Origin of the sequence: Pseudonocardia alaniniphila, from assembly GCF_022524485.1 — a bacterium.
In the GTDB taxonomy this organism is placed as follows: Bacteria; Actinomycetota; Actinomycetes; order Mycobacteriales; family Pseudonocardiaceae; genus Pseudonocardia; species Pseudonocardia alaniniphila.
In genome coordinates this window covers 128,757-153,816 of record NZ_JAKXMK010000020.1, presented here as the reverse complement: position 1 = coordinate 153,816, position 25,060 = coordinate 128,757, and the positions used below count along the sequence as shown (strand labels likewise).

26 protein-coding genes and 1 pseudogene are annotated in these 25,060 nt (G+C 72.2%); 13 read left to right on the top strand and 14 right to left on the bottom strand.

The features are described from left to right. The first annotated feature begins 4 nt into the window (after positions 1 to 4). From MMF94_RS23360 to MMF94_RS23345, 4 genes are read left to right on the top strand one after another with little or no spacing between them, the layout of a single operon-like run. Entirely contained in the window at positions 5 to 382 is a 378-nt protein-coding gene (locus tag MMF94_RS23360; RefSeq protein WP_241039378.1) for a roadblock/LC7 domain-containing protein, read from the top strand. Then, on the top strand, positions 379 to 759 hold the full coding sequence (locus MMF94_RS23355) for a DUF742 domain-containing protein (protein WP_241039283.1): 381 nt from the start codon (positions 379 to 381) through the stop codon (positions 757 to 759). The genes MMF94_RS23360 and MMF94_RS23355 overlap by 4 nt, the downstream gene beginning before the upstream one ends. After that, positions 749 to 1,318 carry a GTP-binding protein gene (locus tag MMF94_RS23350; RefSeq protein ID WP_241039282.1) on the top strand — a complete coding sequence of 190 codons (570 nt, stop codon included), beginning with the start codon at positions 749 to 751 and terminating at the stop codon, positions 1,316 to 1,318. The genes MMF94_RS23355 and MMF94_RS23350 overlap by 11 nt, the downstream gene beginning before the upstream one ends. Before the next feature lie 52 nt (positions 1,319 to 1,370). After that, positions 1,371 to 2,558: a winged helix DNA-binding domain-containing protein gene (locus MMF94_RS23345; protein ID WP_241039281.1), complete on the top strand. Its 1,188-nt coding sequence runs from the start codon at positions 1,371 to 1,373 to the stop codon at positions 2,556 to 2,558. Between the two features lie 15 nt (positions 2,559 to 2,573). On the opposite strand, the gene MMF94_RS23340 is transcribed toward MMF94_RS23345, so the two are convergent. Continuing rightward, positions 2,574 to 3,845, bottom strand: a complete 1,272-nt coding sequence (locus MMF94_RS23340; protein WP_241039280.1) for a PucR family transcriptional regulator — start codon at positions 3,843 to 3,845, stop codon at positions 2,574 to 2,576. Between the two features lie 178 nt (positions 3,846 to 4,023). Between MMF94_RS23340 and MMF94_RS23335 the strand changes: the two genes are divergently transcribed. The 5 genes from MMF94_RS23335 (at position 4,024) to MMF94_RS23315 (ending at position 9,048) form a co-directional block, all read left to right on the top strand. Beyond that, positions 4,024 to 4,833, top strand: coding sequence for an ABC transporter ATP-binding protein (locus tag MMF94_RS23335; RefSeq protein ID WP_241039377.1), 810 nt, complete (start codon positions 4,024 to 4,026; stop codon positions 4,831 to 4,833). 73 nt (positions 4,834 to 4,906) lie between these two features. Further along, a complete protein-coding gene (locus MMF94_RS23330) occupies positions 4,907 to 5,656 on the top strand; it encodes an ABC transporter ATP-binding protein (RefSeq protein WP_241039279.1) in 750 nt (249 codons plus the stop codon). Between the two features lie 34 nt (positions 5,657 to 5,690). After that, positions 5,691 to 6,569 carry a branched-chain amino acid ABC transporter permease gene (locus tag MMF94_RS23325; RefSeq protein WP_241039278.1) on the top strand — a complete coding sequence of 293 codons (879 nt, stop codon included), beginning with the start codon at positions 5,691 to 5,693 and terminating at the stop codon, positions 6,567 to 6,569. Then, entirely contained in the window at positions 6,569 to 7,720 is a 1,152-nt protein-coding gene (locus MMF94_RS23320; RefSeq protein WP_241039277.1) for a branched-chain amino acid ABC transporter permease, read from the top strand. Before MMF94_RS23325 ends, MMF94_RS23320 begins: the two co-directional genes overlap by 1 nt. Then, entirely contained in the window at positions 7,717 to 9,048 is a 1,332-nt protein-coding gene (locus MMF94_RS23315; RefSeq protein WP_241039276.1) for an ABC transporter substrate-binding protein, read from the top strand. Before MMF94_RS23320 ends, MMF94_RS23315 begins: the two co-directional genes overlap by 4 nt. A gap of 93 nt (positions 9,049 to 9,141) precedes the next feature. Here the strand turns inward: MMF94_RS23315 and MMF94_RS23310 are convergent, their stop codons facing one another. Next, the gene (locus MMF94_RS23310; RefSeq protein WP_241039275.1) at positions 9,142 to 10,101 is read right to left on the bottom strand and encodes a ring-cleaving dioxygenase; all 960 of its coding nucleotides are present in this window, start codon (positions 10,099 to 10,101) and stop codon (positions 9,142 to 9,144) included. Positions 10,102 to 10,219: 118 nt separating this feature from the next. Here MMF94_RS23310 and MMF94_RS23305 point away from each other — a divergent pair, with 118 nt between their 5' ends. After that, positions 10,220 to 10,963 carry an HpcH/HpaI aldolase family protein gene (locus MMF94_RS23305; RefSeq protein WP_241039274.1) on the top strand — a complete coding sequence of 248 codons (744 nt, stop codon included), beginning with the start codon at positions 10,220 to 10,222 and terminating at the stop codon, positions 10,961 to 10,963. Between the two features lie 24 nt (positions 10,964 to 10,987). After that, entirely contained in the window at positions 10,988 to 11,452 is a 465-nt protein-coding gene (locus tag MMF94_RS23300) for a group II truncated hemoglobin (RefSeq protein ID WP_241039273.1), read from the top strand. On the opposite strand, the gene MMF94_RS23295 is transcribed toward MMF94_RS23300, so the two are convergent. The 8 genes from MMF94_RS23295 to MMF94_RS23260 all read right to left on the bottom strand — a co-directional run bounded on the left by MMF94_RS23295 (position 11,440) and on the right by MMF94_RS23260 (position 19,777). Then, positions 11,440 to 12,888: a CoA-binding protein gene (locus tag MMF94_RS23295; protein WP_241039272.1), complete on the bottom strand. Its 1,449-nt coding sequence runs from the start codon at positions 12,886 to 12,888 to the stop codon at positions 11,440 to 11,442. The genes MMF94_RS23300 and MMF94_RS23295 overlap by 13 nt on opposite strands. Beyond that, positions 12,885 to 14,066, bottom strand: a complete 1,182-nt coding sequence (locus tag MMF94_RS23290) for an acyl-CoA dehydrogenase family protein (protein WP_241039271.1) — start codon at positions 14,064 to 14,066, stop codon at positions 12,885 to 12,887. The genes MMF94_RS23295 and MMF94_RS23290 overlap by 4 nt, the downstream gene beginning before the upstream one ends. A 40-nt stretch (positions 14,067 to 14,106) precedes the next feature. Further along, positions 14,107 to 14,892 (bottom strand): enoyl-CoA hydratase/isomerase family protein, encoded by a 786-nt coding sequence (locus MMF94_RS23285; RefSeq protein ID WP_241039270.1) that lies wholly within the window; start codon positions 14,890 to 14,892, stop codon positions 14,107 to 14,109. 27 nt (positions 14,893 to 14,919) lie between these two features. Then, complete coding sequence (locus MMF94_RS23280) at positions 14,920 to 16,221, bottom strand: MFS transporter (protein ID WP_241039269.1); 1,302 nt, start codon at positions 16,219 to 16,221, stop codon at positions 14,920 to 14,922. 123 nt (positions 16,222 to 16,344) lie between these two features. Beyond that, on the bottom strand, positions 16,345 to 17,016 hold the full coding sequence (locus tag MMF94_RS23275) for a GntR family transcriptional regulator (protein ID WP_241039268.1): 672 nt from the start codon (positions 17,014 to 17,016) through the stop codon (positions 16,345 to 16,347). Positions 17,017 to 17,074: 58 nt separating this feature from the next. Next, positions 17,075 to 18,343 carry a flavin-dependent oxidoreductase gene (locus MMF94_RS23270; RefSeq protein WP_241039267.1) on the bottom strand — a complete coding sequence of 423 codons (1,269 nt, stop codon included), beginning with the start codon at positions 18,341 to 18,343 and terminating at the stop codon, positions 17,075 to 17,077. Then, positions 18,340 to 18,852 carry a hypothetical protein gene (locus MMF94_RS23265; protein ID WP_241039266.1) on the bottom strand — a complete coding sequence of 171 codons (513 nt, stop codon included), beginning with the start codon at positions 18,850 to 18,852 and terminating at the stop codon, positions 18,340 to 18,342. Before MMF94_RS23265 ends, MMF94_RS23270 begins: the two co-directional genes overlap by 4 nt. A gap of 169 nt (positions 18,853 to 19,021) precedes the next feature. Then, entirely contained in the window at positions 19,022 to 19,777 is a 756-nt protein-coding gene (locus MMF94_RS23260) for an IclR family transcriptional regulator (RefSeq protein ID WP_241039265.1), read from the bottom strand. 102 nt (positions 19,778 to 19,879) lie between these two features. On the opposite strand from MMF94_RS23260, the gene MMF94_RS23255 reads away from it, so the two are divergent. Both MMF94_RS23255 and MMF94_RS23250 read left to right on the top strand, forming a co-directional pair. Further along, positions 19,880 to 21,019: a cupin domain-containing protein gene (locus MMF94_RS23255; protein ID WP_241039264.1), complete on the top strand. Its 1,140-nt coding sequence runs from the start codon at positions 19,880 to 19,882 to the stop codon at positions 21,017 to 21,019. Positions 21,020 to 21,259: 240 nt separating this feature from the next. Next, a pseudogene (locus MMF94_RS23250) lies at positions 21,260 to 21,846 on the top strand (fumarylacetoacetate hydrolase family protein). Positions 21,847 to 22,494: 648 nt separating this feature from the next. On the opposite strand, the gene MMF94_RS23245 reads toward MMF94_RS23250, so the two are convergent. From MMF94_RS23245 to MMF94_RS23230, 4 genes are all read right to left on the bottom strand, one after another. Further along, on the bottom strand, positions 22,495 to 22,878 hold the full coding sequence (locus MMF94_RS23245) for a VOC family protein (protein WP_241039263.1): 384 nt from the start codon (positions 22,876 to 22,878) through the stop codon (positions 22,495 to 22,497). A 27-nt stretch (positions 22,879 to 22,905) separates the two neighbouring features. Beyond that, entirely contained in the window at positions 22,906 to 23,493 is a 588-nt protein-coding gene (locus MMF94_RS23240; protein WP_241039262.1) for a hypothetical protein, read from the bottom strand. Further along, on the bottom strand, positions 23,490 to 24,011 hold the full coding sequence (locus MMF94_RS23235; protein WP_241039261.1) for a SigE family RNA polymerase sigma factor: 522 nt from the start codon (positions 24,009 to 24,011) through the stop codon (positions 23,490 to 23,492). The genes MMF94_RS23240 and MMF94_RS23235 overlap by 4 nt, the downstream gene beginning before the upstream one ends. Before the next feature lie 73 nt (positions 24,012 to 24,084). Next, complete coding sequence (locus tag MMF94_RS23230; protein WP_241039260.1) at positions 24,085 to 25,029, bottom strand: ribose-phosphate diphosphokinase; 945 nt, start codon at positions 25,027 to 25,029, stop codon at positions 24,085 to 24,087. Between the last annotated feature and the right edge of the window lie 31 nt (positions 25,030 to 25,060).

Genomic DNA, 25,060 nt, shown 5'->3' with positions numbered 1-25,060 from the left:
CTGGATGCTCGTCGAGTTCGCCCGGGAGACGCCCGGCGTCGAGCAGGTGGTCGTCGTCTCCGGTGACGGGCTGCTTCTCGCCACGTCCCCCGGGGTCGACGAGGACCTCGCCGACCAGCTCTCGGCCGCGGCGTCGGGGCTCGTCAGCCTCGCCAGGGGGACGGCGCAGCTGCTGAACGCCGGACCGGTGACCCAGACGATCCTCGAGATGGACGAGGGCTACCTGTTCGTCACCGCGATCAGCCAGGGCACCACTCTCGCCGTGCACGCCGCGCGCCGCTGCGACATCGGGATGGTTGGCTACGAGATGACCTTGCTGGCCGCCCGCGTCGGGCACGCGCTGACCCCGGCGACACGCGCCGGAGCCGGGAACCGTTCGTGACGCGGCCGGGCGGATCGGCGGGGCACGCCACCCCGGAGCGCCACGACGACCGCGTCGTCCCCGTGTACGCCGTGACCGGAGGCCGCACCCGCTCTGCCGGGCCCGACCTCCCGGTCGAGTCGCTCGTGGTCGCGACCGACCGGTGGACGGCAGACCTGCAGAAGGAACACCGCATGATCGTCGAGCTGGCTGCGCGCCCGGTGTCGCTCATCGAGGTCGGCGCGCGGCTGCGGGTGCCGGTCGGGGTGGCCCGGGTGCTCGTCAGCGATCTGGCGGACGCCGGATTCCTCACGGTCCACACTCCGCCGCGGTCCGCGGACGGCGGCCCCACGCCCGCGATGCTGCAGCGTCTGCTGGACGGCCTCCGTGCCCACTGACGACGCCGTCCCGACACCGCTGAAGATCCTCGTGGCCGGCGGCTTCGGCGTGGGGAAGACGACGCTCGTGCGGTCGATGTCGGAGATCCCCCCGCTGCTGACCGAGGAGGTGCTGACCGCCGCGTCGGTCGGGGTCGACGACGTCACCACGCTGCCGGGCAAGCGCACCACGACCGTCGCGATGGACTTCGGCCGGATCACGGTCGACGACGCGCTCATCCTCTACCTCTTCGGCACGCCGGGGCAGGAACGCTTCTGGTTCATGTGGGACGAGCTCGCGCGCGGCTGCGTCGGAGCCGTCGTGCTCGTCGACCTGCACCGGATCGAGGAGTGCTTCCCGGCGGTCGACTACTGCGAGAACCGGCGGCTGCCGTTCGTCGTCGCGCTGAACCTCTTCCCGGGAACGTCCACCTTCCCGGTCGAGATCGTGCGCGACGCGCTCGCACTCTCCCCGGAGGTCCCGATCCTGAGAATGGACGCCCGCAACGGCGGCTCCTGCCTCTCGACGGTGATCACGCTGGTCGAGCACGCGCTGGAGCGCACGACGGTGGCGCGCTGAGGGCACGGACCACCACCGGTTCGCCGGCGACGAATGGTCCATGATCCTGCTCATGGCGGCTGATCCGGTCATCACCACAGCACAGCGGCGCGCGCGGCTCGGACAGCGCCATCTCCTCGCCCCCGGGCGTTCCGCACCGGCCTCGGTGTCCGGGGTGGTCGAGGTGGCCGACGCGCTCGTCGCCCTGCACGCCACCGACCCCGCGTCGGTCGTGCTCGCGGTGCTCGCGCGATCGGCCGCCGACGTCCCGACGGTCGAGCGGGCGCTGCACGACGAGCGCGCCCTGCTCCGGATGCTGTCGATGCGGCGCACGGTGTGGGTGGTGGCGCTCGACGTCGCCCCGGTGGTGCAGGCCGCGTGCACGCTCGACGTCGCCGCCGTGCAGCGCCGCAGGCTCGTGGAGCACATCGAGCGGGCCGGTGTGATCCAGGACGGGGCGACGTGGCTCGCCGACGTCGAGGCCTCGGCGTTGCAGGCGCTGATCAAGCGTGGTGAGGCCACGGCGGTGGAACTGGTGTCCGACGAGCCCCGGCTGCGCACGCAGATCGTCGTGCCTCCCGACGACACCCCGCAGAACATGACGAGCCGAGCCCTGCTCGTACTGGCGGCGGACGGCCACATCGTCCGCGGCCGTCCGCTCGGCGGCTGGACGTCCACGCAGTACCGCTGGTCACCGGTGTCGGCGTGGTGGCCGGACGGCTTTCCCACGCTTCAGCCGGACACCGCACGCACGGAGTTGGCGCGGCGGTGGCTCACGGCGTTCGGTCCCGCGCCGGTTGCCGACCTGAAGTGGTGGACGGGCTGGACGATGGCGCGCACCCGCGCCGCGCTCGCCGCGGCGGGTGCCGTGCCCGTCGACCTCGACGGCGTCCCGGGCGTGGTGCTGCCCGACGACATCGAGCCCGTGGCGGAACCGGAGCCCTGGGTGGCGCTGCTCCCAGGGCTGGACCCGACGCCGATGGGCTGGCAGGAGCGCGGCTGGTACCTCGGGCAGCACAAGGCCCCGCTGTTCGACCGCAGTGGCAACATCGGCCCGACGGTGTGGTGCGACGGCAGGATCGTCGGCGGCTGGGCGCACCGCGCCGACGGCACGGTGGCGCTGCGGCTGCTGGAGGACGTCGGCGCCGAGGCGACCGCCGCCGTGCACGCGGCGGCCGAGCGCCTCGCGGGCCGGGTGGGCGGCGTACGGGTCACGCCGCGGTTCCGCACGCCGCTGGAGCGCGAGCTCGTCAGTTCCTGACCGCGTTGCCGCTGGTCAGCGGTCGGCCGGGAATCCGCCGGCCCGCGCCGCCATCACCCCGAGGGTGAGCAGCAGCCGGTCGCGAGGGTCGGCGATGGAGCGGCCGGTGGCCGCCTCGATCCGCCGCATCCGGTAGATCACGGTGTTGCGGTGGCAGAACAGCGCCGCGGCGGCATGGGTCGGCGAGCCTCCGTTCGCCAGCAGCTCCTGCAGGGTGTCGAGGAGCATGTCCCGGTCGGCGGCGGGCAGGTCCAGCAGGCCGCCCAGCGCGCTCCGCACCACCCGGGGCACCAGCTCCGGGCTGTCCACCAGCAGCGCCTCGGGCAGCCGCTCGTCGAGCACCACCAGACCGGGCTCGACCAGGGTGCGGGCCGCGGTGTGGGCCATCCGGTAGCCCGCGTCGATCGCGCCCAGGCCGTCGACCACCGGGGAGACGCCCACCCGGCCCTCGGCGCAGGGGCGCAACGCCTCGACGGCCAGCTCGGGCGGGCGTGACCCCAGCGCCACCAGGCCGACCTCGTCGCGCGGGCGCATGAACCAGGCCGAGACGATGCCGTGGGCCGCCAGCGCCTCCAGCGGCGACCGCAGCGGATCCTCGCCGGTCGGCTCGAGCGGCGTCACCACGCACAGCATCGGGCCGCGCTCCGGCATCCCGAGCACGGTGGCCGCCTCCCGGAGGAACGCCGGGTCGCTCCCGCGGCCCTCGATGAGGCCGTCGATCACGGCGTGGCGCCTGCTCAGGTCGTGGCTCTGCAAGCGCAGTTCCTCGAGCCGGTAGGCCTCGACCAGCGCCGTGGCGCTGCTGTCGTTGACGCGCCAGACGTAGCTCGCCGCGTCGAGCAGGGCACTGTCGTACCGCCCCGAGAAGCGGCCGCGGGAGGTGTTGAGCAGGGCTTCCCACATGACGCGCCCACCCAGCCGGTACGCCTTGAGCACCACCTCGAGCGGCACGCCCTGGCGCGCACGAAGGCGGCCGGTCTGCCGCGAGGTGTCCTCGGGATCCACGCCGCCCGGGACCTGCTCGGCGAGCGTCTGCACGCCGCGTTCCATGTTCGCGCGGCACGCGCTGCGCAGCTCCTCCACCATGTCGAGCTCGGCGTAGATCGGCTCGCGCTGCAGCACCATCACGGTGAGCCGGTCGGCCAAGCCGTCGACCTCGCCGATCAGCACGCCCCCGAGTACGCGCAGCGCCTCGGCGGATTCCTCGGGGAGGGGGCGACGCGCGACGCCCGTGCGCGTACCGGTGGCGCGTCGGCCTTCGCCGGCGGTCCGCCGGGTGGGGATCATCCCGGCACTGTGCAACAGACCGCACAGCGCCGTCCACTACCGCGGGCGCAGTGCCCAGTCGATCGACGGCGATCTTGGGCTCCGAGCACATGGTGCGGACTGGGCGCAGCGCCCAAAGTTGGGCCACCCCGGTGATCGGGGTCACCGCCGCCCGCACTCGGGAGACGCCCACGTGTCAGTGTCGACATCGCCCACCGGGCCGACGGCGTCCCCGGACGCGTCGGCCGTCTTCGCGGTCAGCGGAATCGGGGTCCGGTTCGGCGGCCTCGTCGCGCTGGACGACGTGTCGCTCACCGTCGGCCCGGGCGAGGTGCACGGGGTGATCGGGCCGAACGGCGCGGGTAAGACCACCCTCTTCAACGTCTGCTGCGGCTTCGTCCGCCCCGACACGGGCACGGTGCTGCGCCACGGCAAGCCCGTACGCGACCTGCGGCCCCATCAGCTCGCGGGGATGGGCATCGCGCGCACCCTGCAGGGCGTCGGGCTCTTCCGCGGGCTCACCGTGGTGGAGAACGTGATGGTCGGCGCCGACCGGCACCGCCGGGCCGGCTTCGCCGCCACGCTGTTCGCGTTGCGCAAGTCGGACCGCGACGAACGGGCGCTGCGCGAGCGCGCGATGGCCGCGCTCACCGAGCTCGGGGCCGACGGCTACGCCACCCGGTTGCCCGGCAGCCTCCCGTACCCGGTGCAGAAGCGGGTCGCGCTCGCACGGGCGCTCGCCACCGAACCCGACCTGCTGCTGCTCGACGAGCCCGCGAGCGGCCTCAGCAGCGACGAGATGAGCGAGCTCGGCGAGCTGATCCGCAGGCTGACGGGCCGGATGTCGGTGGTGCTGGTCGAGCACCACATGGACCTGGTGATGTCGGTCTGCGACCGGATCACCGTGCTCGACTTCGGCAAGGTCGTCGCCGACGGCACCCCCGACGAGGTGCGCGACGACCCCGCGGTGATCGACGCGTACCTGGGCGAGGAGGCCACTCATTCATGAGCGAACTTGCGAGCCCATCATCGAGCACAGCAGCACCGCGAACGCGGCCGACGAGCGCAAGCGAGGAGGGCGCGTGAGCGAGCTTGCGAGCTCATCATCAGCGCCGAGTACCGGGACGCTGGAGATCTCCGGCCTGACCACGGCCTACGGTCCGGTCACGGCGCTCGACTCCGTCGACATCACTGCCGGGCGAGGGCAGGTCACCGCGGTGCTCGGTGCCAACGGGGCCGGCAAGTCGACGCTGCTGCGCACGGTGTCCGGGCTGGTCCGGCCGGCGGCGGGGACGGTGCTCCTGGACGGCACCGACCTGACCCGCGCCCCCGCCGAGGAGATCGCCCGCGCCGGGATCGCACACGTCCCCGAGGGCCGCGGCGTCATCACCGAGCTCACGGTCGAGGAGAACCTGCGCCTCGGCGCACTGCTGGGCGCCTCCCGCAAGCGCACGGAGCACAACCTGGCCCGGGTGTACGAGATGTTCCCCGCGCTGGCGCAGCGCCACCGCCGCGACGCGCACGTGCTCTCCGGCGGCGAGCGGCAGATGCTCGTGATCGGACGTGCCCTGCTGTCGGGTCCCGACGTCCTGCTGCTCGACGAGCCGTCGCTCGGGCTGGCGCCCCGGATCGTCGCGCAGATCTTCGGGCTGCTGCGCGAACTGGTCGACAGCGACGGGGTCACGGTGCTGCTCGTCGAGCAGAACGCGCGCAGCGCCCTCTCCATCGCCGACGTCGGGATCGTGCTCAACCTGGGCCGGGTGGTGGCCCGTGACAGCGCGGACGCCCTCGCCGCCGACGACGGTCTGCGCCACGCGTACCTGGGCTTCTGATGCGCACGGTCACGAATCTCGCGAGAGGAGAGCAGTGCAGCAGTTCCTCAACGTCACGCTGACCGGGCTCGGCCAGGGTGCCGTCTACGCGGCCTTCGCGCTGGCCCTGGTGCTGATCTGGCGGTCCACCCGGATCGTCAACTTCGCGCAGGGCGCGATGGCCATGTTCACGACCTACCTCGCGCTCACCGTGATCGAGGGCGGCCAGTCCTACTGGGTGGCGCTCGTGGTCGCGCTCGTCACCGGTCTGGTGCTGGGCGCCGGGATCGAGCGGCTGGTGATCCGGCCGGTCGAGGGCGGACCGGAGCTCAACGCCGTGATCGTGACGCTGGGCCTGTTCGTGGCGCTGCAGGCGCTGGCCGCGATCCTGTTCGGCTCCACGTTCCAGTCCTTCCCCGCGCCGTTCGACCTGCGCGGGTTCACCGTGGGCGGGGTCAACATCGCCTTCACCCCGAACAGCATCTACACCATCGTGGCCGTCGTCGTGGTGATGCTCGGCCTGGTGGCGCTCTTCCGCTTCACCGACCTCGGCCTGAAGATGCGGGCCGCCGCGTTCAACCAGGAGGTGTCGCGCCTGCTCGGCGTGCGCGTCGGTCGCATGCTCACGCTCGGCTGGGCGCTCGCCGCGGGGGTCGGATCGCTGTCGGGCCTGCTGATCGCGGGCGGGAGCCTCGTCTTCCCCGCCTACATGGACGCCGTGATCGTCTACGGATTCGTCGCGGCCGTGCTCGGCGGGCTCGACTCGCCCGCGGGCGCCGTGGTCGGCGGCCTGACGATCGGGCTGCTGCTGTCCTACGTGAGCGGCTACCTCGGCAGCGAACTGGTGGCGCTGGCGGCACTGGTCATCCTCGTCGCGGTGCTGCTGGTCCGTCCGCAGGGCCTGTTCGCCCGCACCGCGGCGCGGAGAGTCTGATGTCCCAGCAGACCGACGAGCCCGCAGCCACCGCGCAGGCGTCCTCGGCGCCCACGGCCGCGGCTCCGCAGCCCCGCCGCCTGGACGCCCTGCGCCGCAGGCTGCCGCACTCCACCTTCGGCCGGCACGCGCTGATCGTCGTCGTCGCGCTGGTCGCCGTGGTGCTCGTGCTGGAGCTGACGAGCCCGTTCCGCAACTCGCAGTTCGCCACGATGTCCTACTACGCGATCGCCGCGGCGGGCCTCACCGTGCTCACCGGTCTCAACGGGCAGATCTCGCTCGGTCACGGCGCGCTGATGGCGGTCGGTGCCTACACCACCGGGCTGCTGCTCGGCGACGACGGTACGGGCCTCCCGTTGCTGCTGGTCATGCTCGTCGCGGCCGTCGTCACCGCGGTGGTCGGAGCGGTGGTCGGAGCGGCCGCCGCCCGGCTGCACGGGCCCTACCTTGCAGGCGCCACGCTCGCGCTGGCCGTCGCCGTGCCGGGGCTCGCGATCTACTTCGACCACACGCTCGGCGGCGAGCAGGGACTCCCGGTCGCCTCGCCCGACGTGCCCGACTGGTTCTCCGACGCCGTCTACTTCCTCTCCGCCAACGAGACGCCCACCGCCAAGTACCTCGCCTACCTCGGCTGGGGCACGTTGCTGCTGGTGCTGCTGCTCCTGGCCAACCTGATGGCCGGGCGCACGGGACGGGTCTGGCGTGCCGTGCGCGACGACGAGGTCGCGGCGGAGCTGGCCGGCATCCGGCTGGGCCGCGTCCGCGTGCTCGCGTTCGTGGTCAGCGCGGTCTGTGCCGGGCTGGCGGGGTCGGTGCTGGGCATCGTCGTGCGGCTGGCCGCGCCCAGCGGGTTCACCATCGTGCTGTCGCTGGGACTGCTCACGGCGGTGGTCGTCGGCGGGCTCGGCAGCCTCGTCGGCGCTCTGCTCGGCAGCGCGCTGCTGGTGTTCCTGCCGCCTGCCGTCACCAACATCGGAATCGGCGCGGGACTCGACGGCACCCAGGCCGCACAGCTCGCGCCGTTCGTCTACGGCGTGGTGCTCGTGCTCGTGATACTGCTCGCGCCGTCGGGGGCCGTGGGCGTGGTGAAACAGATCTGGAACCGAAGCCGGACGAACCGCCGGGAACCCTCGACGAGGAGGACAGGATGATCAGGAGAAGCAGGCGCTGGGCGCCGGCCGCGGCAGCGGTCGCGGCAGCGCTGGTTCTCACCGCGTGCGGCGCGGGCGGGCGGCCCGACGGCGGGTCCGGGGACGGCGCGGCGCCGTCCGTCGGGATCACGGAGACGTCGGTGAAGGTCGGGGGGCACTTCCCGCTCACCGGTGTGGCCGCGCCCGGCTACAGCGAGATCCCGACCGGGACGAAGGCCTACTTCGACTTCGTCAACGCCGCGGGCGGCGTGAACGGGCGCAAGATCGACTACGTCTACCGCGACGACGCCTACAACCCGACGCAGACCAGCCAGGTCGTCAACGAGCTCGTCCTGCAGGACCAGGTGTTCGCGATCCTCTCCGGGCTCGGCACGCCCACGCACTCCGCGGTGCTCGACTACCTGAACAGCGAAGGCGTGCCCGACCTGTTCGTCTCCTCCGGCTCGCTGCTGTGGGACCAGCCCGACAAGAACCCGCAGACCTTCGGCTGGCAGCCCGACTACGAGATCGAGGGCAAGATCGTCGGGCAGTACGTGGCGCAGAACTTCCCGAACGCCAAGGTCGGGCTGTTCCTCCAGGACGACGACTTCGGTCGCGACGGCGAGCTCGGCGCCCGCCGCTACCTCGACAAGCAGATCGTTGCCGCGGAGCGCTACACCCCCGGCAACACCGACGTGGCGCCGCAGATCGCTGCGCTGCAGGCGTCGGGAGCCGATCTCGTGATCGGCTTCAACGTGCCGTCATACACCGCGCTCTCGCAGCTGCAGTCGCTGCGGCTGAACTACAAGCCGCAGTGGATCTACTCGAACGTCGGCTCCGACCCAGGCCTGGTCGGATCGCTCCTGGCCCGCTTCTCCGAGGGCGCCGTGACCGACTCGGCGATGCTCGACGGCGTGATCACCACCGAGTACCTGCCCGGTGTGGACGCTCCGCAGGACCCGTGGACGCAGCTGTTCCAGCGGGTGTGGGACCAGTACGGCGGCGACGGCGACCTGACGAACTACCGCATCTACGGCATGTCCCAGGCCTACACGTTCGTGCAGGCTTTGCAGGCGGCCGGCGCCGACCCCACGCGCGAGAGCATCGTGGCGGCCATCGAGCGGTCGGGCGCGCAGTTCCAGGGTCCGTGGATGGCGCCGTTCCGGTTCTCGGACGATCGGCACGCCGGCATCTCGGGTGTGGAGGTCACCCGCATCAAGGGAGGCGCCACGGAGAGCCTCACCCCTGTGCTCGTGACCGACAACGGTGACGGACCGATCACCGAGTCGACACAGCAGGAGACCGCACCACCGGCCAACGGCATTCCGACCGTGCCGGCCTCCGGCTGAGTCCCGGGCAACCGCTCCCCTGCGGTTCAGGAAGGCCATCGCCGGGCCGCGAGGTCCGGAGGTGGCTTTCCTGGACTTCCGGGAACGGCTCGGTCACGCCGACGAGGCCGGCTGATCCACCCGCAGCGGCGGGAGCGCCGCCGCGATCTGATCACGGTCGGGCTCGAGCCACGGCGGCAGCTTCAGCGAACGCCCCAGCGCCAGCAGCGGCTCGTCGACGGTGAAGCCCGGCCGGTCGGTGGCGATCTCCAGCAGCACTCCCCCGGGCTCGTGGAAGTAGATGGAGGTGAAGTACTGCCGATCGAGGATCTCGGTGACCCGCAGCCCGGCGTCGACCAGCTCCTCGCGCCAGCGGGCCTGGGTGGCCTGGTCGGGCGCGCGCAGGGCGATGTGGTGCACGGTGCCGCCCGCCTGCAGGCCCCGCGGGCCCGGGTCGGCGGCCACGTCGATGACCGCACCGGCACCCCCGTCGGCCATCGCGAAGCGCGCGCGGTCGCCGTTCTCACCGCGCAGACGCATCCCCAGCAGGCCCGCGAGCATCTCCGCGGTGGCCTCGGGCAACCGTTCGGACAGCGTGAGGGAGTACAGGCCGCGCACCGCGTGCTCGGCGGGCACACGGGCGACGCCGTCCCAGCCCGACCGGGCGTCACCGGGCGCCGCGACGACGTCGATGACCAGGCCGTCGGGGTCGCGCAGGGTCAGCACTTCCTCGCCGTCGCGGGTGCGCGGGCCGTCGATCTCGAGGCCGAGGCCCACGAGGTGGCGCTGCCACCAGCCCATCGACTCCGGCGGCACGCTGAACGCGGTGGCCGTGGTCAGCCCGCTGCCCTGACGCCCGGGGGGCACGCCCTGCCACGGGAAGAACGTCAGGAGCGTGGACGGCGCGCCCTGCGCGTCGCCGTAGTAGAGGTGGTAGGTGCCGGGAGCGTCGAAGTTCACCGTCCGCTTCACCAGCCGCAGCCCCAGCACCTGTGTGTAGAAGTCGACGTTGCGCTGCGGGTCCGACGCGATCGCCGTGACGTGATGCAGACCGTGCGGAGCGATGTCGCTCATCCTCGTTCTCCCGTCATCCGGTGACCGTGGTTGCATACGCAACGGACGCGCGCGGTTGTCTCCCTCTGTACTCGCTCGATCACCTCGTGGCCAGGGGTGACGTGGCAGAGTTCGGGCTGTGAACGCTCCCCCTCTCGACCTGATGGCCGACATCGTCGGCGGCTGGCTGCAGCTGCCCGGTTCCGCATCCGCCGAGCTCATGGGCTCGGTCGGCTTCGGGTTCCTGTGCGTGGACCAGCAACACGGCCTGATCGGCGACGACGCACTTTTCCCGATGCTCCAGGCGCTGGACGCCACCGGCACGCCTGCCGTCGTGCGGGTCACCGGCAACGAGCCCAGTGCGATCGGGCGGGCCCTGGACCGCGGGGCCGCCGCGGTGATCGTGCCGCTGGTCGACACGGCCGAGGAGGCGGCGCGCGCCGTGGAGGCATGCCACTACCCGCCGCGCGGCGGGCGCAGCTACGGCCCCACGCGGGCGGCCTGGTCGCCCGGCAGGCCCGACCCGCAGTGCATCGTCATGGTCGAGACGGTCGCGGCGGTCGAGGCGCTCCCGGAGATCGCTGCGGTCGCCGGGCTCGACGCGGTGTTCGTCGGGCCGTCGGATCTGGCTCTCAGCTCGGGCCGGCTGCCGCGAGCCCAGGACGACGCGGACTACGAGCAGATGCTGCGCAAGGTCGTCACCGGCTGCCGTGACCGTGACCTTCCGGTGGGCATCTACTGCGCCACCCCCGCGCACGTGCACCGCTTCCGCGAGCTGGGGTTCACCTTCTTCGCACTGCAGTCCGAGGCGGCGATTCTCCGGGCTGCAGCACTGGCGCTCCTGACGGATGCGCGCGAGGATGGGCGCCCATCTACACAGTAATGAAGTAATTCCAGGAGCTCTTCTGTGACAGACACCGTCCCGACGCTCTACGACTGGTGCGGCGGATCCGCCGCGTTGCACCGCCTCACCGACGTGTTCTACGACCGCGTGCTCGCCGACCCCGTGCTCGAACCCGTCTTCCGGCACATGGGCCCGAACCACCGCGACCACGTGGCCCGCTGGCTCGGCGAGGTGTTCGGCGGCCCCACCGACTACACCGACGAGCTCGGCGGCTACCCCGCGATGCTGAGCCACCACATCGGCCTCGCCATCACGGAGGAGCAGCGGGTGCGGTGGGCGACCCTCATCGCCGCGAGCGCGGACGAGGCGGGGCTCCCCGAGGACCCCGAGTTCCGCTCCGCCTTCGTCGCCTACGTGGAGTGGGGCACGCGCATCGCCCGGGAGAACGCGGCACCGGGCGCCACTCCCATGCAGAACGCGCCCACCCCGCGGTGGGGCTGGGGTGAGGCCCCGCCCTACCTCGACTGATCGCGCGGCGCCAGTGCCGCCAGCGCGCCTGCCGCGCGGGCCGTGCTGGTGAAGTAGGCGATCCCGAGTTCCTCGAGGAGGTCGATGCTGGCCTGGGCGGGCCTGGTGTAGCTGTAGATCACGATCGGCACCGCCCGGGCCAGCGCGACGAGGTGCTCGCGCTCGCGTTCGAGCTGCTTCTGGTCGGCCAGCGTCGCCACCAGCACCACCGCGTCGACCTCACTGCTCTCGGCGAGCAGCCGCACCACCGGGCTGATCCCGCCGAGCCCGAGCACCTGTGCCGTGGCGTCCACCGGATTGGCCGGGCTGCCGTACGGGGGGATCCCCTCGCGCAGCCGCGCTTGTAACCCGTCGGAGAGCAGCGGCACCTGCAGCCCGGCCGACACGAGGTCGTCGGCGAGCCAGGTGCCGGCACCTCCGGACACGGTGACGATCCCGACCCTGGGTCCGGCGAGCCGGGTGGTGCGCGACAGCGCGAGCGCCAGGTCGATCATGTGCTCCTGGTCGTGGGCCCGCAGGATTCCGGGCCGGTCCAACAGCTGGGCGTAGAGCGCCTCGTCGCCTGCGTCGTGCGCCGTGTGGGCGAGCGCGGCCCGCCTGCCCGCCTCCGTGTTCCCGACCTTCGCGACGACCAGCGTCTTCTCCGCAGCGAGGGCCGCGTCCCCGAGCGCCCCGAGCCGCTCCGGATCCGCCACGCCCTCGACGAACAGCAGCAGCACCCGCGTGTCCGGGTCGTACAACAGCGCCTCGGCGAGGTCGGTCAGGTCGACGTCCACCTCGTTGCCCGTGGTGACCACGTGGCTGAACCCGAGCCCCCGGCTGAGCCCGTCGTTGAACAGCGCGAACCCCAGCCCGCCGCTCTGTGCCACCACCGCGACGTCGCCGCGGCGCAGCCGCACCAGCCCGCGCCGGTAGTCGACCGTCGGGCTGAACCCCAGCGGAACGTCGTCGACGACGTTGATCAGGCCCTCGCCGTTGGGGCCGAGCACGCGCATGCCGGGGTGGCGCGCGCAGACGTCGGCCAGCGCCTGCTGCCGGTCGGCGGCGTCGGCCTGCTCGGCGAACCCCGAGCTGATCACCACGGCGAACCGGGCGCCCGCCCGTCCACAGGCGTCGAGCACCTCGACCACGCGGCTCGCGTTCACCACCACGAGCACGACGTCGACCGGCCCGGGCACCGACTCGATGTCCGGGTAGCAGCGCACGCCGTCGATCTCGTCGTAGCGGGGGTTCACCGGGTACACGGCGCCGGTGTAGCCGTGCTGGGCGAGCACCCGCTGCGGGATCCCGCTGATCACCCCCTCGTTCGCCGAGGCGCCGACGATCGCGACCGACGCGGGCCGCAGCAGCCGCTCGACGTCGAGCGGCCGGGAGGCGAGCGGGCTCGTGGGCCCGGCCGGGCCGCCGGCCGAGGTCCTGTCCGACGCCGTGGTCACGATGCCCTGCCCAGCGCGGCGGCACCCAGCATGTCCCGCGCGACGAGGAAGCGCTGGATCTCACTCGGTCCCTCGACGACGCGGGCCACCCGCAGCCCGCGGAACCAGTGCTCGAGCGGCATCTCCTTGGTCATCCCCATCCCGCCGAGGATCTGCATCATCGCGTCGACGACCTGGTACCCGGCCTCGGTGGCGTAGACCTTCGCGATCGAGGCCTTCGTCCGGGCGTCGCGGCCCTGGTCGGCCTCCCAGGCGGCCTCCCACGTCAGGTGACGGGCCGCGGCAAGCTGCATGCGCGCGTCGGCCAGCGGGAACTGGACGGCCTGCCGGGTGGCGAGCAGCGCCCCGAACGTCTCCCTCGTCTTCGCCCACTCGACCGCGATGCGCACGGCCTCCTCGGCCACGCCGACTGCCTGCGCGGCGTAGCGCAACCGGCCGCGGACCAGCCACTCCTGGGCCAGGCCGAAGCCTTGCCCCTCCTCACCCACCAGGTTCTCCGCCGGAACCTCGACGTTGTCGAACACGACCTCGGTGGTCCAGTGGTCGCGCAGCACGGGTACCGGGGTGATCGTCATCCCGGGCGTGCCGGAGTCGACGATGAAGGCGCTCATCCCGCGCCGCCCCGCCTCGCGGTCCGTGCGCGCGTAGACGATGCCGTACCGCGCCGTGTCCGCGCCGCTGGTCCACATCTTGTGGCCGTTGATCCGGTAGACGTCGCCGTCGCGCGTGGCGACGCTGCGGATGGCCCGCGCCGGGTCCGATCCACCGGTCGGCTCGCTGATCGCGCTGAACGCCGTCCAGGCGTTCTCGATCGTCGGGCGCACGTACTCCTCGATCTGGCGCGGGCTGCCCTTGTAGAGGACGTTCGGCGGTTCGGAGCCGAAGACGCCCGCCCCCGGCCGCGGGAAGCTGTAGCGGTGTTTGGCCATCTGTTCGGCCAGCACCACGCCCTCGAACACGCCGAGCCCACCGCCGCCGTACTCCTCCGGCGCCTCCAGGCACCAGAACCCCGCTGCCCGGGCCTTGGCCTGCAGCGTCCTGAGGTCGTCGACCGGCAGCCCGCGGGCGTCACCGGGCACGCCCGCCTCGACGGGAACGATCTCCTCCCGGACGAAGTCGGCGACCGTGTCCCGGAGCAGCCGCAGGTCGTCGGGCAGGTCGAATCCTGCGAACGTCATGCGTGCCTCCTTTCCAGGCCCTCCCGGGGCCCACTGTTGGTCAGCGCCCGGCGAACCGGCCGGGGCGCTTCTCGCGGAAGGCGGCGAGCGCCTCGGCGGAGTCCTCGGTGGAGGTGACCACCGCCATGTGCGAGGAGATGAGATCGAGCGCGGTGCGCAGGTCGGACCGCGCCGACTGGTAGACCGCACGCTTGATCGTCCGGATCGCCACCGGAGGCCCGTCGGCGATCTTGCGGGCCAGGGTGGAGACCGCGCCGTCGAGGTCCGCGTCGTCGACGACGTGGTTGGCGATCCCCAGCCTGCCCGCCTCCTCGGCGTCGATGAAGTCACCGGTGAGCAGCAGTTCCAGCGCCTTCGCCGTGCCGACCAGGCGCGGCAGGTAGTAGCAGCCGCCGTCGCCGGGGACGAGGCCGACGCGGACATATCCCTCTGACAGCCGTGCCGAGCGGGCCATGATCCGCATGTCGCACATCAGCGCCATGTCCATCCCGGCGCCGACGGCCACCCCGTTGATCGCCGCGATCACCGGCTTGTCGAGGTCCTCCAGCGCGTAGGGGATCCGGTGGATCCGCTCGGTGAGGCTCTCCTTGCGCTGCAGCGGCGTCGGGGGTGCGGCGCCGTCGCGACGGTCGAGGTCGACGCCCGAACAGAAGGCGTCACCGGCGCCGGTGAGCACCACGACCCGCACGTCCGGATCGGTACGTGCGTCGCGCAGCGCCTCCGCCCACACGTCGATCATGTCCATCGTGAAGGCGTTCTTGCGGTGCGGCCGGTTCAGCAGGATCGTGCCGATGCCGTCGGCGACGGTGTACTCCAGATCCGCCACGGGACACCTCCTCTCAATCTGTACTGATCAGTTGGGGGCCAGTAACCGCGACGGCGCGAGCTGGTCCAGCTCGCGCTGCGGCGGCAGGTTGCGCCCGCAGGCCATGACGACGGCACCTGCCAGCACCAGCGCCGCGGAGATCGCCGGAATCGCCGCGGGCGTGCTCGACTCGATCAACGCACCGCCGATGATCGGCATGAACGACAGGGTCAGGAACGAGAAGCCGAGCGAGAACGACGTGCCGGTGCCCCGCAGCTCCGCGGGAAAGGACTCGGCGGTGTAGCGGGTGTAGCAGCCGAACGTGCCGTTCCCGAAGAACCCGAACGCGACAAGGCTGACCAGCGCCATCGAATAGGTCAGGTGCGGCGTCACCAGAAGCGCCAACGCTCCCGCGGCGAGCACCGAGTAGCCGGTCATCAGCCATTTCGCCGGAAGGTGGTCGGCGAGAAAGCCGACGAGGACCTGACTGCCCAGCGCGACCCAGTTGCTCAGCCCGAACAGGAACGCCGCCGCCCCGATCCCGATCCCGTCGACGTGCACGAGGTAGGTGGTGACGACGCCGATGATCAGGCCGATCCCACCGTTGATGCAGAACCCGAACAGGCTGGTGACGATGGTCTGCCGGCGCAGCTGCGGCGAGAAGAGCGCGCGCCAGCCGGGCCGGTGGTCGAGACGTCGGCGCTCGGTCTCGGCGCGCACGGCCGTGAAGCTGCGGGACTCGCGCAGGAACTGCGCCGAGACCAGCACGATGAGCACCGGGGCGAAGGCGATCAGGAACAGCGGGCGCCAGCCAGACGACGGCAGCAGCACCGCGGCGAGCGTGCCCGCGATGGCGGCGCCGAGCGGGTAGCCGGCCTGCACGAAGCCCATGATCAGCCCGCGGCGGCGGGCGGGCGCCTCCTCGGCGACCACGGTGTTCACCACCGGCTCGGTGAGGCCGTAGGACGTCGCCGCAACGATCCGGACCAGCACGAACTGCCAGCCGGCGCCGACCACCGCCGTCAGCCCGCCGAAGATCCCGGTGCCCAGCAGCGACACCTGGAATCCCCAGCGTCTGCCCAGCCGGTCGATGAGACGCCCGCCGATCACGGGCGCCGCGAACGTCACGAAGGCGAAGATCCCGACCAGGTACTCCATTGTGGACAGGGACACGCCGAGCGCGTCGGACAGCGACGGCACCGCGACACCGAGCATGGTCTGGTCCATCGAGACCAGGGCCCAGGCCAGGAAGCTGACGATGACCACGAAGGCGACGTAGCCGGAGCGCCGGGACGGTGGAGCGGATGCGGCCGTCGGTACGTCCCCGGCGGGGGTCTGTGAAGCGGTCATCGTGCGTTCCTCCTCATCGAGCGCAGTGATGACGTTCCAGTGATGACGTTCCAGTGATGACGTTCCAGTGATGACGTATGAGTCGGGCGCCGGCGTGGGTTACGCCGGGCGTCGACGTGCGCGCTAACCGAGCACGGGGCCCGGCCGCGTGAGCACGTGGACCACGTCGCGCTCGCTGGCGGCGCGGTGGCCGTCCATCACCTCGACCAGCCGCTCGACGTCCCGGTCGCCGAGCGCGGCGAGGAGCGCGTCGTGCTCCGCGACGATCAGGGCGCGGGCCGAGCGCTCCGAGCTGTAGACGGCGCGGTAGGGGACGGTGCGGTCCCAGAGCCGGGACACCTCGGCCACGACGTGCCCCAGCCCGGTGGCGAGTCCGAAGATCCGGAAGTGGAACTCGCGGTTGAGCGAACGGAGCTCCCGGGAGGGCTGGTCGACCATCTCGGCCATCCGGGCGTTGAGCCCGGCGAGCAGCTCCAGCTCGGACGCGGGCACCGCCTCGACGCGGCGCAGCAGCTCGGACTCGAGCAGCCTGCGCATCAGGTAGAACTGCCCGAGCTCGTCGGCCGAGAGCCGCGTGACCTCGAACCCACCTGTCGGGGACGCCGTGACCAGCCCGTCGGCCTGCAGGTTCTTCAACGCCTCCCGCAGCGGGACGCGGCTCATGCCCAGTTGCTCCGCGAGCGCGAGCTGGCGGATGGGCTGGCCGGGCAGCAGCCCCCCGTCGTGGATCAGCTCACGGACCGCGAGGACGGCGCGCTCAGCGAGACTCGCCGTGGAGCTCGTGGTGGTCGGCATCGGGTCCCTCGCTCTTGCGCGACGCTGGGGCCCTTTCTGAATACAGTGCTGAATACAGTCAGGTCAACGGCTGCTCGGGAACGCGCTCGGGGGTGCCGAGGGCGTACCCCGCCACGTCCTTGTAGCCGTCGGAGATCGCCGCGAGCTCCTCGCGGCTGATCACGTCCTCGATGCGGGCGAAGGGCCGGTCGCCGCTGCGCCGGCTCACCTCCCGCAGGATCGCGTCCGGCGGGTTGGCGCGGTTGGTGCGCACGACCGCGGCCGTCGCGGGCCTGCGCTTGTGTTCGTAGGCCTGCAGGGCGCTGTGCACATCCGGCTCCTCGACGAGGGCAGTCCGCAACGCCCTGGCGTCGAGCACGGCCTGGCCCGCTCCGTTCGAACCGCGCGGCACCATCGGGTGCGCGGCGTCGCCGAGCAGCGTCACGCGCCCCGCCGTCCACCAGTCCAGCGGCTCCTGGTCGACCATCGGGTACTCCAGGACGCTGTCGGTCGCCTCGAGGAACGCCGGCACGTCCAGCCAGTCGAAATGCCAGTCGGCGTACGCGGAGGCGAAGTCCGCGAGCTCGCCCTGACGGATCCAGTCGCGGTCGGTGCGCTGTGGGGTCTCCCGCTCGGCCACCCAGTTGACCAGCTGCCGGCCCTGCGCGTCGACGTCGTTGCGGATCGGGTAGATCACGAGCTTGCCCTTGTCGAGCCAGCCGATGCGCACCATGCTGCCGCCGGACAGGAACGGCTCCCACACGGTCACCCCGCGCCACATCGTCACACCCGAGTAGCGGGGCTCGCCTTCCTTCGGGTGCAGCTGCTTGCGGATCACCGAGTTGACCCCGTCGCACGCGATCACCGCGTCGCCCCGGACCCGAACGAGCGCACCGTCCGCGGTGCGGAACTCGGCCGTGACGTGGCCGTCCTCGTCGCGCGTGCCGGTGCAGGTGTGCCCCGTCACGACGGCGTCGGGTCCGAGCCGCTCGCGTACCGCGGAGAGGAGAACGGCCTGCAGGTCGCCGCGGTGGATGGAGTACTGCGGGTCGGGATAGCCGGCGTCACGGCCCGCGGGCTCGCGGTAGGCGAGCTGGCCGAACCGGGTGAAGAACACCGATTCGCGGGTGAGCACCGCGGCCGCCGACAGATCGGCCTCGAGACTGAGCTGCCCGAGAACGGCCCCTGCATGCGGGAGGACGTTGATCCCCACCCCGAGTGCCCGGATCTCGGGCACCGACTCGTAGACGCGGCACGGAATCCCGGCGTCGTGCAGTTCCAGGGCCAGGACGAGCCCGGCGACGCCGGCGCCGACGATGACGATCTCGGGGCGGTTGCTTGCGGTCATGGTGGGGCTTGGTCTCCTGTCGTTCGGGTGGACCAGACCGACGGCCCCAGCTCGCGCAGCAGGCGGCGCGTCGTGACCCATCGGTCGAACACGGATGCGGGGTCGGTGAGCCGGAACCGGATGCCCGACTCGAGCACCGCATACGGCGCCGTGTCGGCGCTGGCCTCCACCACGCGCCCGTCGACGACGGTCAGGGGGGCTCCGGGGAGGGCGAGTTCGCCGTGCGAAGCCAGGGCCAGGAGCACGGTGTAGGAGACGCCGTCGACCACCGCGGTGAGTGCGCAGCGCCCGGTCCGCGCCATGTGGCGGGTGGTGGTGCTCGACGGCCACGTGGCGAGCCGAACATGCTCCTCGTCGAGCACGACGATCTCACCGATGCTGATCAGCGCCTGGTGGGGGAACGCCTCTTCGGTGACGGTCAGCAGGGCCATCGTGAAGCCCTCGTTGTCGTCCTGGTCCAGCACCGCGCGCAGGGCGGGCGGGACCTTTCGGTCCAGCAATGTGCTCATGGCGCCAGTGTCCTCACGAGCGTTCGCCCGTCCGCGCCGTTGCTCATGCAGGTCTCCCGCTCGCTCCGATGCCCACTCCAGGGGCGAACGGAAGGTTACGAGGTTGTTCCTCTCATAGGAAGAAAGTGACGGCGATATTCCTTAGTGCGGAACGTTCTCCTGCGGAGGGCTACCCGGCGGAGATCGCCTCCGTGACAGCCGCCGCGGCGGCGAGCAGAGGTGCGCTGAGCTCGTCGAGGGCGCGCCCCCGTACCCGCGAACTGGGAGCGCCGATGACGACCGCCGCGACCGCGCGACCACGCCGGTCGCGCGCACAGGCGCCCACCGCGCTGACACCGCGCTCGGTCTCCTCGACGTTGCGCGCGTAGCCGCGCCGCCGGATGCCGGCGAGCTCACGGCGCAGCGCGGCGAGGGCCGGGCCCGCGGCGTCCGGCGTGAGCGGGAGGCCGCTCGGATATCGCTCGCCCAGCTCGTCGGCGGTCAGTTCGGCGAGCAACGCCTTGCCGCCCGAGGTCAGGTGCGCGGGCATCAGGAGCCCGACCCGGGGGGCGACCCGGCGGGCCGGGCTGCCCTCGACCACCGCGACGAACCGGGCGCTGGTGCCCTCCAGCACCACCAGGTGCACCGTCTCCCCCACCTGCGCGGCGAGCGCCTCCAGGTGCGGGCGGGCGCAGGCCACCAGGTCCACGGGCTCGACACGCGGCGCGGCCACCGCGTCGAGGGCGGAACCGGGGAAGTACTCGTGCCGGACGTCCCGGCGTGCGAACTCGTGCCGGACGAGGGTCGTGAGCAACCGGTGCGCCGTGGACGGGGCGACGTCCAACGCCAGCGCCGCCTCGTACACCCGGAGCCGGCCGCGGGCATGCAGGAGTGCGAGCAGGTCCAACACGCGGTCGGCGGAGGTCGAGGCGGTCGGTGTCGGCACCTCCGAGATTCTGCATGGCCGAATGTCGTGCGCGGGACGAGACGGGTTCGGCCGCAGTTCCTAGCGTGGGGAGAGACAGCTTGATCGGGAAGGAGTGCTTCGATGACCAGTACCGACACGCGGCCGGTCGCCGAGCCCACCGCTGAGGAAGCGGCGGCGCTCGATCAGCTCTACGCGGACTTCGCCGCAGCCCACATGGCGCCGCTGTGGACCCAGCGGGCCGGACTCATGCCCGAGACCCCGCAGCCCGCTGCGGTCCCGATGCTCTGGCGCTGGTCCACCCTCTACCCGTTGGCCGCGCGGAGCGGCGAGCTCGTGCCGGTGGGCCGCGGCGGCGAGCGCCGGGCCATCGCGCTGGCCAACCCCGGCCTGCCCGGCACCGCCTACGCCACCCCGACCCTGTGGGCGGCCATCCAGTACCTCGGCCCGCGCGAGGAGGCACCCGCGCACCGGCACACGCAGACGGCGTTCCGGTTCGTCGTCGAGGGCGAGGGCGTCTGGACGAACGTGGCGGGCGACCCGGTCGCAATGCGCCGCGGCGACCTGCTGCTCACCCCGGGCATGCACTTCCACGAGCACCACAACACCACCGACCACCCGATGGCCTGGGTCGACGGACTGGACATCCCGCTGGTCCGCCAGCTCGACGCCGGGTTCTTCGAGTTCGGCCCCGACCAGCTCGCCACCCGGGAGACGCCGGCGGCGTCGCGTAACGAGCGGCTGTGGGCGCACCCCGGGCTGCGGCCGATCGGCGCGCCGCGCACCCCCTCGTCGCCGCTCATGGCCTACCGCTGGGAGCACACCGACGCCGCGCTCACGGCTCAGCTCGAGCTGGAGCGGGAAGGGCACCCCGGCGTGGTCTCGCCCGGGCACGCCGCCATCCGGTTCAGCAACCCGGCCACCGGCGGCGACGCGCTCTCGACGATCCGCTGCGAGATGCACCGGCTCGCCCCGGGCGCCCGGTCGGCCACCACGCGCGTGGCCGGTTCGGCTGTCTGGCAGGTGTTCTCCGGCTCCGGCGTCGTCACGGTCGGCACGCAGCGGTACGAGGTCGCGACGGGCGACCTGTTCGCCGTGCCGTCCTGGGCCCCGGTGACGATCACGACCGACGAAGGCCTCGACGCCTTCCGGTTCAGCGACGACCCGGTCTTCGAGGCACTCGGCCTCGCCCGCAGCACTATCGAGAAGGCAGTGGACGAGGAACAGGCCGTAGACGAGGAACAGGCAGAGAAGCACGCATGAGACTCGCCACCGGTCCGCACCGCCGAGGGCACCCGCGCCGTCCGAGTCGAGGACGACGACGCCGTCGACCTCGGCCACCCGGACCTGGGCGCTCTCCTGCGCAGGCCGGACTGGCGCGCAGAGACGGCCGCGGCCGACGGCATCCGCCACGACCTGGCCACCCTGGACCACGCGCCCGTGGTGCCGTTCCCGGAGAAGATCGTGTGCGCCGGTCTGAACTACCGCGCGCACATCCTGGAGATGGGCCGCGAGCTCCCGGGCGTCCCCACCTCGTTCGCCAAGTACGGGCGGTCGCTGATCGGCGCGTACGACCCGATCATGCTGCCGGCCGGGTCGGAGCAGGTCGACTGGGAGGCCGAGCTCGGCGTCGTGGTCGGGGCCGAGGTGCGCCACGCCACCCGGGAGCAGGCCGCGGCGGCCATCGCCGGCTACACCGTGGTCAACGACATCACCGCACGGGACTTCCAGTACCGCACTCTCAGTGGCTGCAGGGCAAGACCTTCGAGGCGAGCACGCCGGTCGGGCCCTGGCTGGTCACCACCGAGAACGGGGCGGTTCCCGGCGAGCTCACGTGCAGCGTGGACGGCGAGCTGATGCAGAAGGCCGACACCAGCGACCTCGTGTTCGACCCTGCCGCGCTGGTGGAGTACGTGTCCTCGATCATCACGCTGGCGCCCGGCGACCTGATCGCCACCGGCACCCCCGGCGCCGTCGGCCACGCGCGCAAGCCCGCGCGCTACCTCGGAGCAGGCTCGCAGGTAGTCACGCGCGTCGAGGGCATCGGCGAGTGCCGCAACACCTGCCGCGCCGACGGCACGCCGTCCTGAGCGCTCCGGTATGGCGCGGTAGCTGATAGGGCGAGCCGGCCCTCGTGGTGCTGACCGGTGACCGCCTCGACCGGCGGGCTGTGGGCGGTGGCGTGATCATCGTTTCGGGAGCGGAAACCGTGGTGGACACGCCTCCGCACCCCGAACCGGTGATCTTGATGCCTGCTCCGGGGCGACTCTCCGCGGTGATCGATGTTTCGGGACCCGCATCCGCTCTGGGCGCGCCTACCCGTCCCCAATCGGTGATCATGGCCGCGACGGGCGCTGCCGCGGCGGGCGGGCAACGGGGGCGGTCTGGTCCTTATGGTGCCCCCGGTGATCACCTTCCCCTCGCAGGCCTGTGGACGGTCGCGTGATCATCGTTTCGGGAGCGAGAACCGTGGTGAACGCGCCTCCGCGTCCCGAACTGGTGATCTTCGGGCTGCTCCGGAGCGGCGCTCCGCGGTGATCGACGATTCGGGACCGGTAGCCGTGCTGGGCGCGGCTGCGCGCCCCCAACCGGTGATCATGGCCTCGACGGACGCTGCCGCGGCGGGCGAGCATGGGGACGGGCCCGCCCCGCAGGGTGGCCACCGGTGATCACCTCGACCTCGCGGGCGTGAGCGGTGGCCCCGACGTCGACACAGCCGCGACCGCCCACCCCGGCGCTCAGCCGGAGCGCGGGGGCAGTACGCAGAACTCGTTGCCCTCGGGGTCGGCGAGCACCACCCAGGGGTGCTCGGCCTCGTCCGCCACCCGCATGGCACCGAGCCGCACCAGCCGCTCCACCTCGTCCTCCTGCGACCCGGTCATCGGCGCGATGTCCAGGTGCAGCCGGTTCTTCCCGCCCTTGCCCTCGGGAACGGGCTGAAAGACCAGCATCGGCCTGTCCGCCGTGCCAATCTCCACGTACTGCACTTCATGGGCGTCCCGCCACCGGCCGCGCACCTCGACGCCGAGCGCCGCGCACCAGAACGCGGCACACCGCTCGGCGTCGAGGCAGTCGACCGCAACGGCGACCAGTTCGCTGTGCACGACCGGATCTTCGCCCATCGACGCGCCATCCGCAGGCCTCGGCGGTCAGCCGGGCAGGTAGTTCAGCCGGACGGTGTCGGTGCGCTCGCCCCACCGCAGGTCGAGTGTCCAGCAGCCGGGGGCGGGCAGGTCGACCGCCGACGGCCCCGGTCCTCCCGGCACCTCGCGGACCACGGGAGGATCGCCGGGGCTTCGGCGCGCGGTGATCAGCAGCGGGCCGGTGGATGCCGGTTCCCGGGCCACCCAGAGGATCTTGTTGTTCCGCCCGGGCTCGGGCGGAGAGGTGAGCGGGCCGAACAAGATCGCCGCGACGTGCCCGCCGTCGCCGAGCACGTAGGGCATCGCCGGCTCGGGCGCGGTGAAGCCGGTCCTGGCCCATTCGGGCAGCACGGCAGGAGCGACCTCGGCCGCACATCCCGGCGCTGCCGCCGGTGCGATGGGACGCGTCCCGATCCCGAGCGGCACGAGCACGGCCACCACCGCGACGGCCGCAACGGTGCCGGCCACCTGCGCCACGATCCGTCGACGGGCGCGGCGGCGGCCCGTGCGGACGATCTCCTCCACAGGGGCGTCCCGCACGTCGAGCCCCGACGCGGTGCGCCGCAGCAGCGTGCTGATCTCATCGGGTGTCATCCCGGCTCCCTCTCCGCGGTCGGCAGCAGGTCCGCGAGCGTGGTGTCGGCGGCCAGCAGGGCGATGGCCCGGGCGGTCCGGCTCTTCACGGTGCCGGCCGGGACCCCGAGGACGGCCGCGGTGCGGCGTTCGCTCAGATCGGCGAAGAAGCGCAGCACGACGACCTGCCGGTGCTCCTGGCGGAGCTTCGCCAGCGCAGCGCCCACGGCCGTGCGCAGCAGGACCTCGGGTTCGGGACCGGCTTGCCCTGCCGGTTCCGGTGGCTCGGCGTGCGGCACCTCGCCCCGCCACCGCCTGCGCCTGCCCCTGGAGATCCCGTTGACCAGCACCCGGTAGGCGTAGGCCTCCGGGTCGTCGGCCGCACGCACCCGCGACCATGCCGCGTAACAGCGGCTCAGCGCGTCCTGCACGGCGTCCTCGGCGTCCGGACGGCTGCAGCCCAGCAGCACGGCAGCCCGGACCAGCGGCCCGTACCGCGCGCTGACGAAAGCCCGGAACCCCGCGTCGTCGCGTCCCAACCGGGCCTCCTCGTACTGGTTTCCCTACCTGGAGGAGTACCTGGCCGTCATATCCGGTTCCGCACCCAGTACGTCAGCTCTGCTCGAACAGCACGCTCACCGACTCGCCGTTGTGGATCCGCCGCACCGCCTCGGCGAACGCGGATGCGGTCGAGAGCACGGTGAGCTTGGGGGCGCGGTCCGCGTCGTGCACCGGCACCGTGTTCGTGCAGACGATCTCCGTGACCTCCTCGCGCTCGCCGATCCGGGCCAGCGCGCCGTCGGTGAACAGGCCGTGGGTGCAGGCGACCCGCACGGACGCCACCTCGTGCTCGGCGAGGCGGTCGAGCAGCTCCAGGATGGTGGTGCCGCGGGCGATCTCGTCGTCGAGCACCACGACGTCGCGTCCCCTGACGTCACCGATGATCTCGCTGATCACCACTTTGTCGTCCGCCAGCCGCTCCTTGGCGGCCGCCGCCACCGGCACCCCGAGCAGGCGCGCGAACCGCGCGGCCTCCTTCGCGTAGCCCAGGTCCGCGGAGACGACGACGGAGTTGCCGAGATCGTCACGGCGGAAGTGCTGGGCCAGCTCGTGGCGGGCGTGCAGATGGTCGACGGGAACGCCGAAGAACCCGTGCACCTGGGGTGAGTGCAGGGTCATGGTCAGCACGCGGTCGGCGCCTGCGGTCTGCATGAGGTCGGCCATCAGCCGGGCAGCGATCGAGATCCGCGGCGCGTTCTTCTTGTCCGAACGCGCGTAGGCGAAGTGCGGCATCACCACGGTGATCCGCCCGGCCGACGCACCGCGAGCGGCGTCGAGCATCAGGAGCAGCTCCACCAGGTGCTCCTGCACGGGCGGCGAGAGCGGCTGCACGATGTAGACGTCGCGCTCACGGCAGTTGGCGAGCAGCTGCACCTCGAGACAGTCGTTCGCGAACCTCGTGACGCGCGTCGAGGCCAGAGGTATGTCGAGATGATGGCAGATCGCCGCGGCCAACTCCTGGTGCGCCGATCCGCTGAACATGGTGATCTCGTGCATCCGCTGCTCCCCCAGCCGGTTGTGAGGAGAG

Excerpts from the sequence above, each read along its gene's own strand:
- MMF94_RS23240 (WP_241039262.1), bottom strand. The coding sequence starts at position 23,493 with ATGACACCCGATGAGATCAGCACGCTGCTGCGGCGCACCGCGTCGGGG.
- MMF94_RS23270 (WP_241039267.1), bottom strand. The coding sequence starts at position 18,343 with ATGACCGCAAGCAACCGCCCCGAGATCGTCATCGTCGGCGCCGGCGTC.
- MMF94_RS23280 (WP_241039269.1), bottom strand. The coding sequence starts at position 16,221 with ATGACCGCTTCACAGACCCCCGCCGGGGACGTACCGACGGCCGCATCC.
- MMF94_RS23275 (WP_241039268.1), bottom strand. The coding sequence starts at position 17,016 with ATGCCGACCACCACGAGCTCCACGGCGAGTCTCGCTGAGCGCGCCGTC.
- MMF94_RS23255 (WP_241039264.1), top strand. The coding sequence starts at position 19,880 with ATGACCAGTACCGACACGCGGCCGGTCGCCGAGCCCACCGCTGAGGAA.
- MMF94_RS23310 (WP_241039275.1), bottom strand. The coding sequence starts at position 10,101 with ATGAGCGACATCGCTCCGCACGGTCTGCATCACGTCACGGCGATCGCG.
- MMF94_RS23360 (WP_241039378.1), top strand. The coding sequence starts at position 5 with ATGCTCGTCGAGTTCGCCCGGGAGACGCCCGGCGTCGAGCAGGTGGTC.
- MMF94_RS23245 (WP_241039263.1), bottom strand. The coding sequence starts at position 22,878 with ATGGGCGAAGATCCGGTCGTGCACAGCGAACTGGTCGCCGTTGCGGTC.
- MMF94_RS23265 (WP_241039266.1), bottom strand. The coding sequence starts at position 18,852 with ATGAGCACATTGCTGGACCGAAAGGTCCCGCCCGCCCTGCGCGCGGTG.
- MMF94_RS23320 (WP_241039277.1), top strand. The coding sequence starts at position 6,569 with ATGTCCCAGCAGACCGACGAGCCCGCAGCCACCGCGCAGGCGTCCTCG.
- MMF94_RS23230 (WP_241039260.1), bottom strand. The coding sequence starts at position 25,029 with ATGCACGAGATCACCATGTTCAGCGGATCGGCGCACCAGGAGTTGGCC.
- MMF94_RS23340 (WP_241039280.1), bottom strand. The coding sequence starts at position 3,845 with ATGATCCCCACCCGGCGGACCGCCGGCGAAGGCCGACGCGCCACCGGT.
- MMF94_RS23315 (WP_241039276.1), top strand. The coding sequence starts at position 7,717 with ATGATCAGGAGAAGCAGGCGCTGGGCGCCGGCCGCGGCAGCGGTCGCG.
- MMF94_RS23290 (WP_241039271.1), bottom strand. The coding sequence starts at position 14,066 with ATGACGTTCGCAGGATTCGACCTGCCCGACGACCTGCGGCTGCTCCGG.
- MMF94_RS23345 (WP_241039281.1), top strand. The coding sequence starts at position 1,371 with ATGGCGGCTGATCCGGTCATCACCACAGCACAGCGGCGCGCGCGGCTC.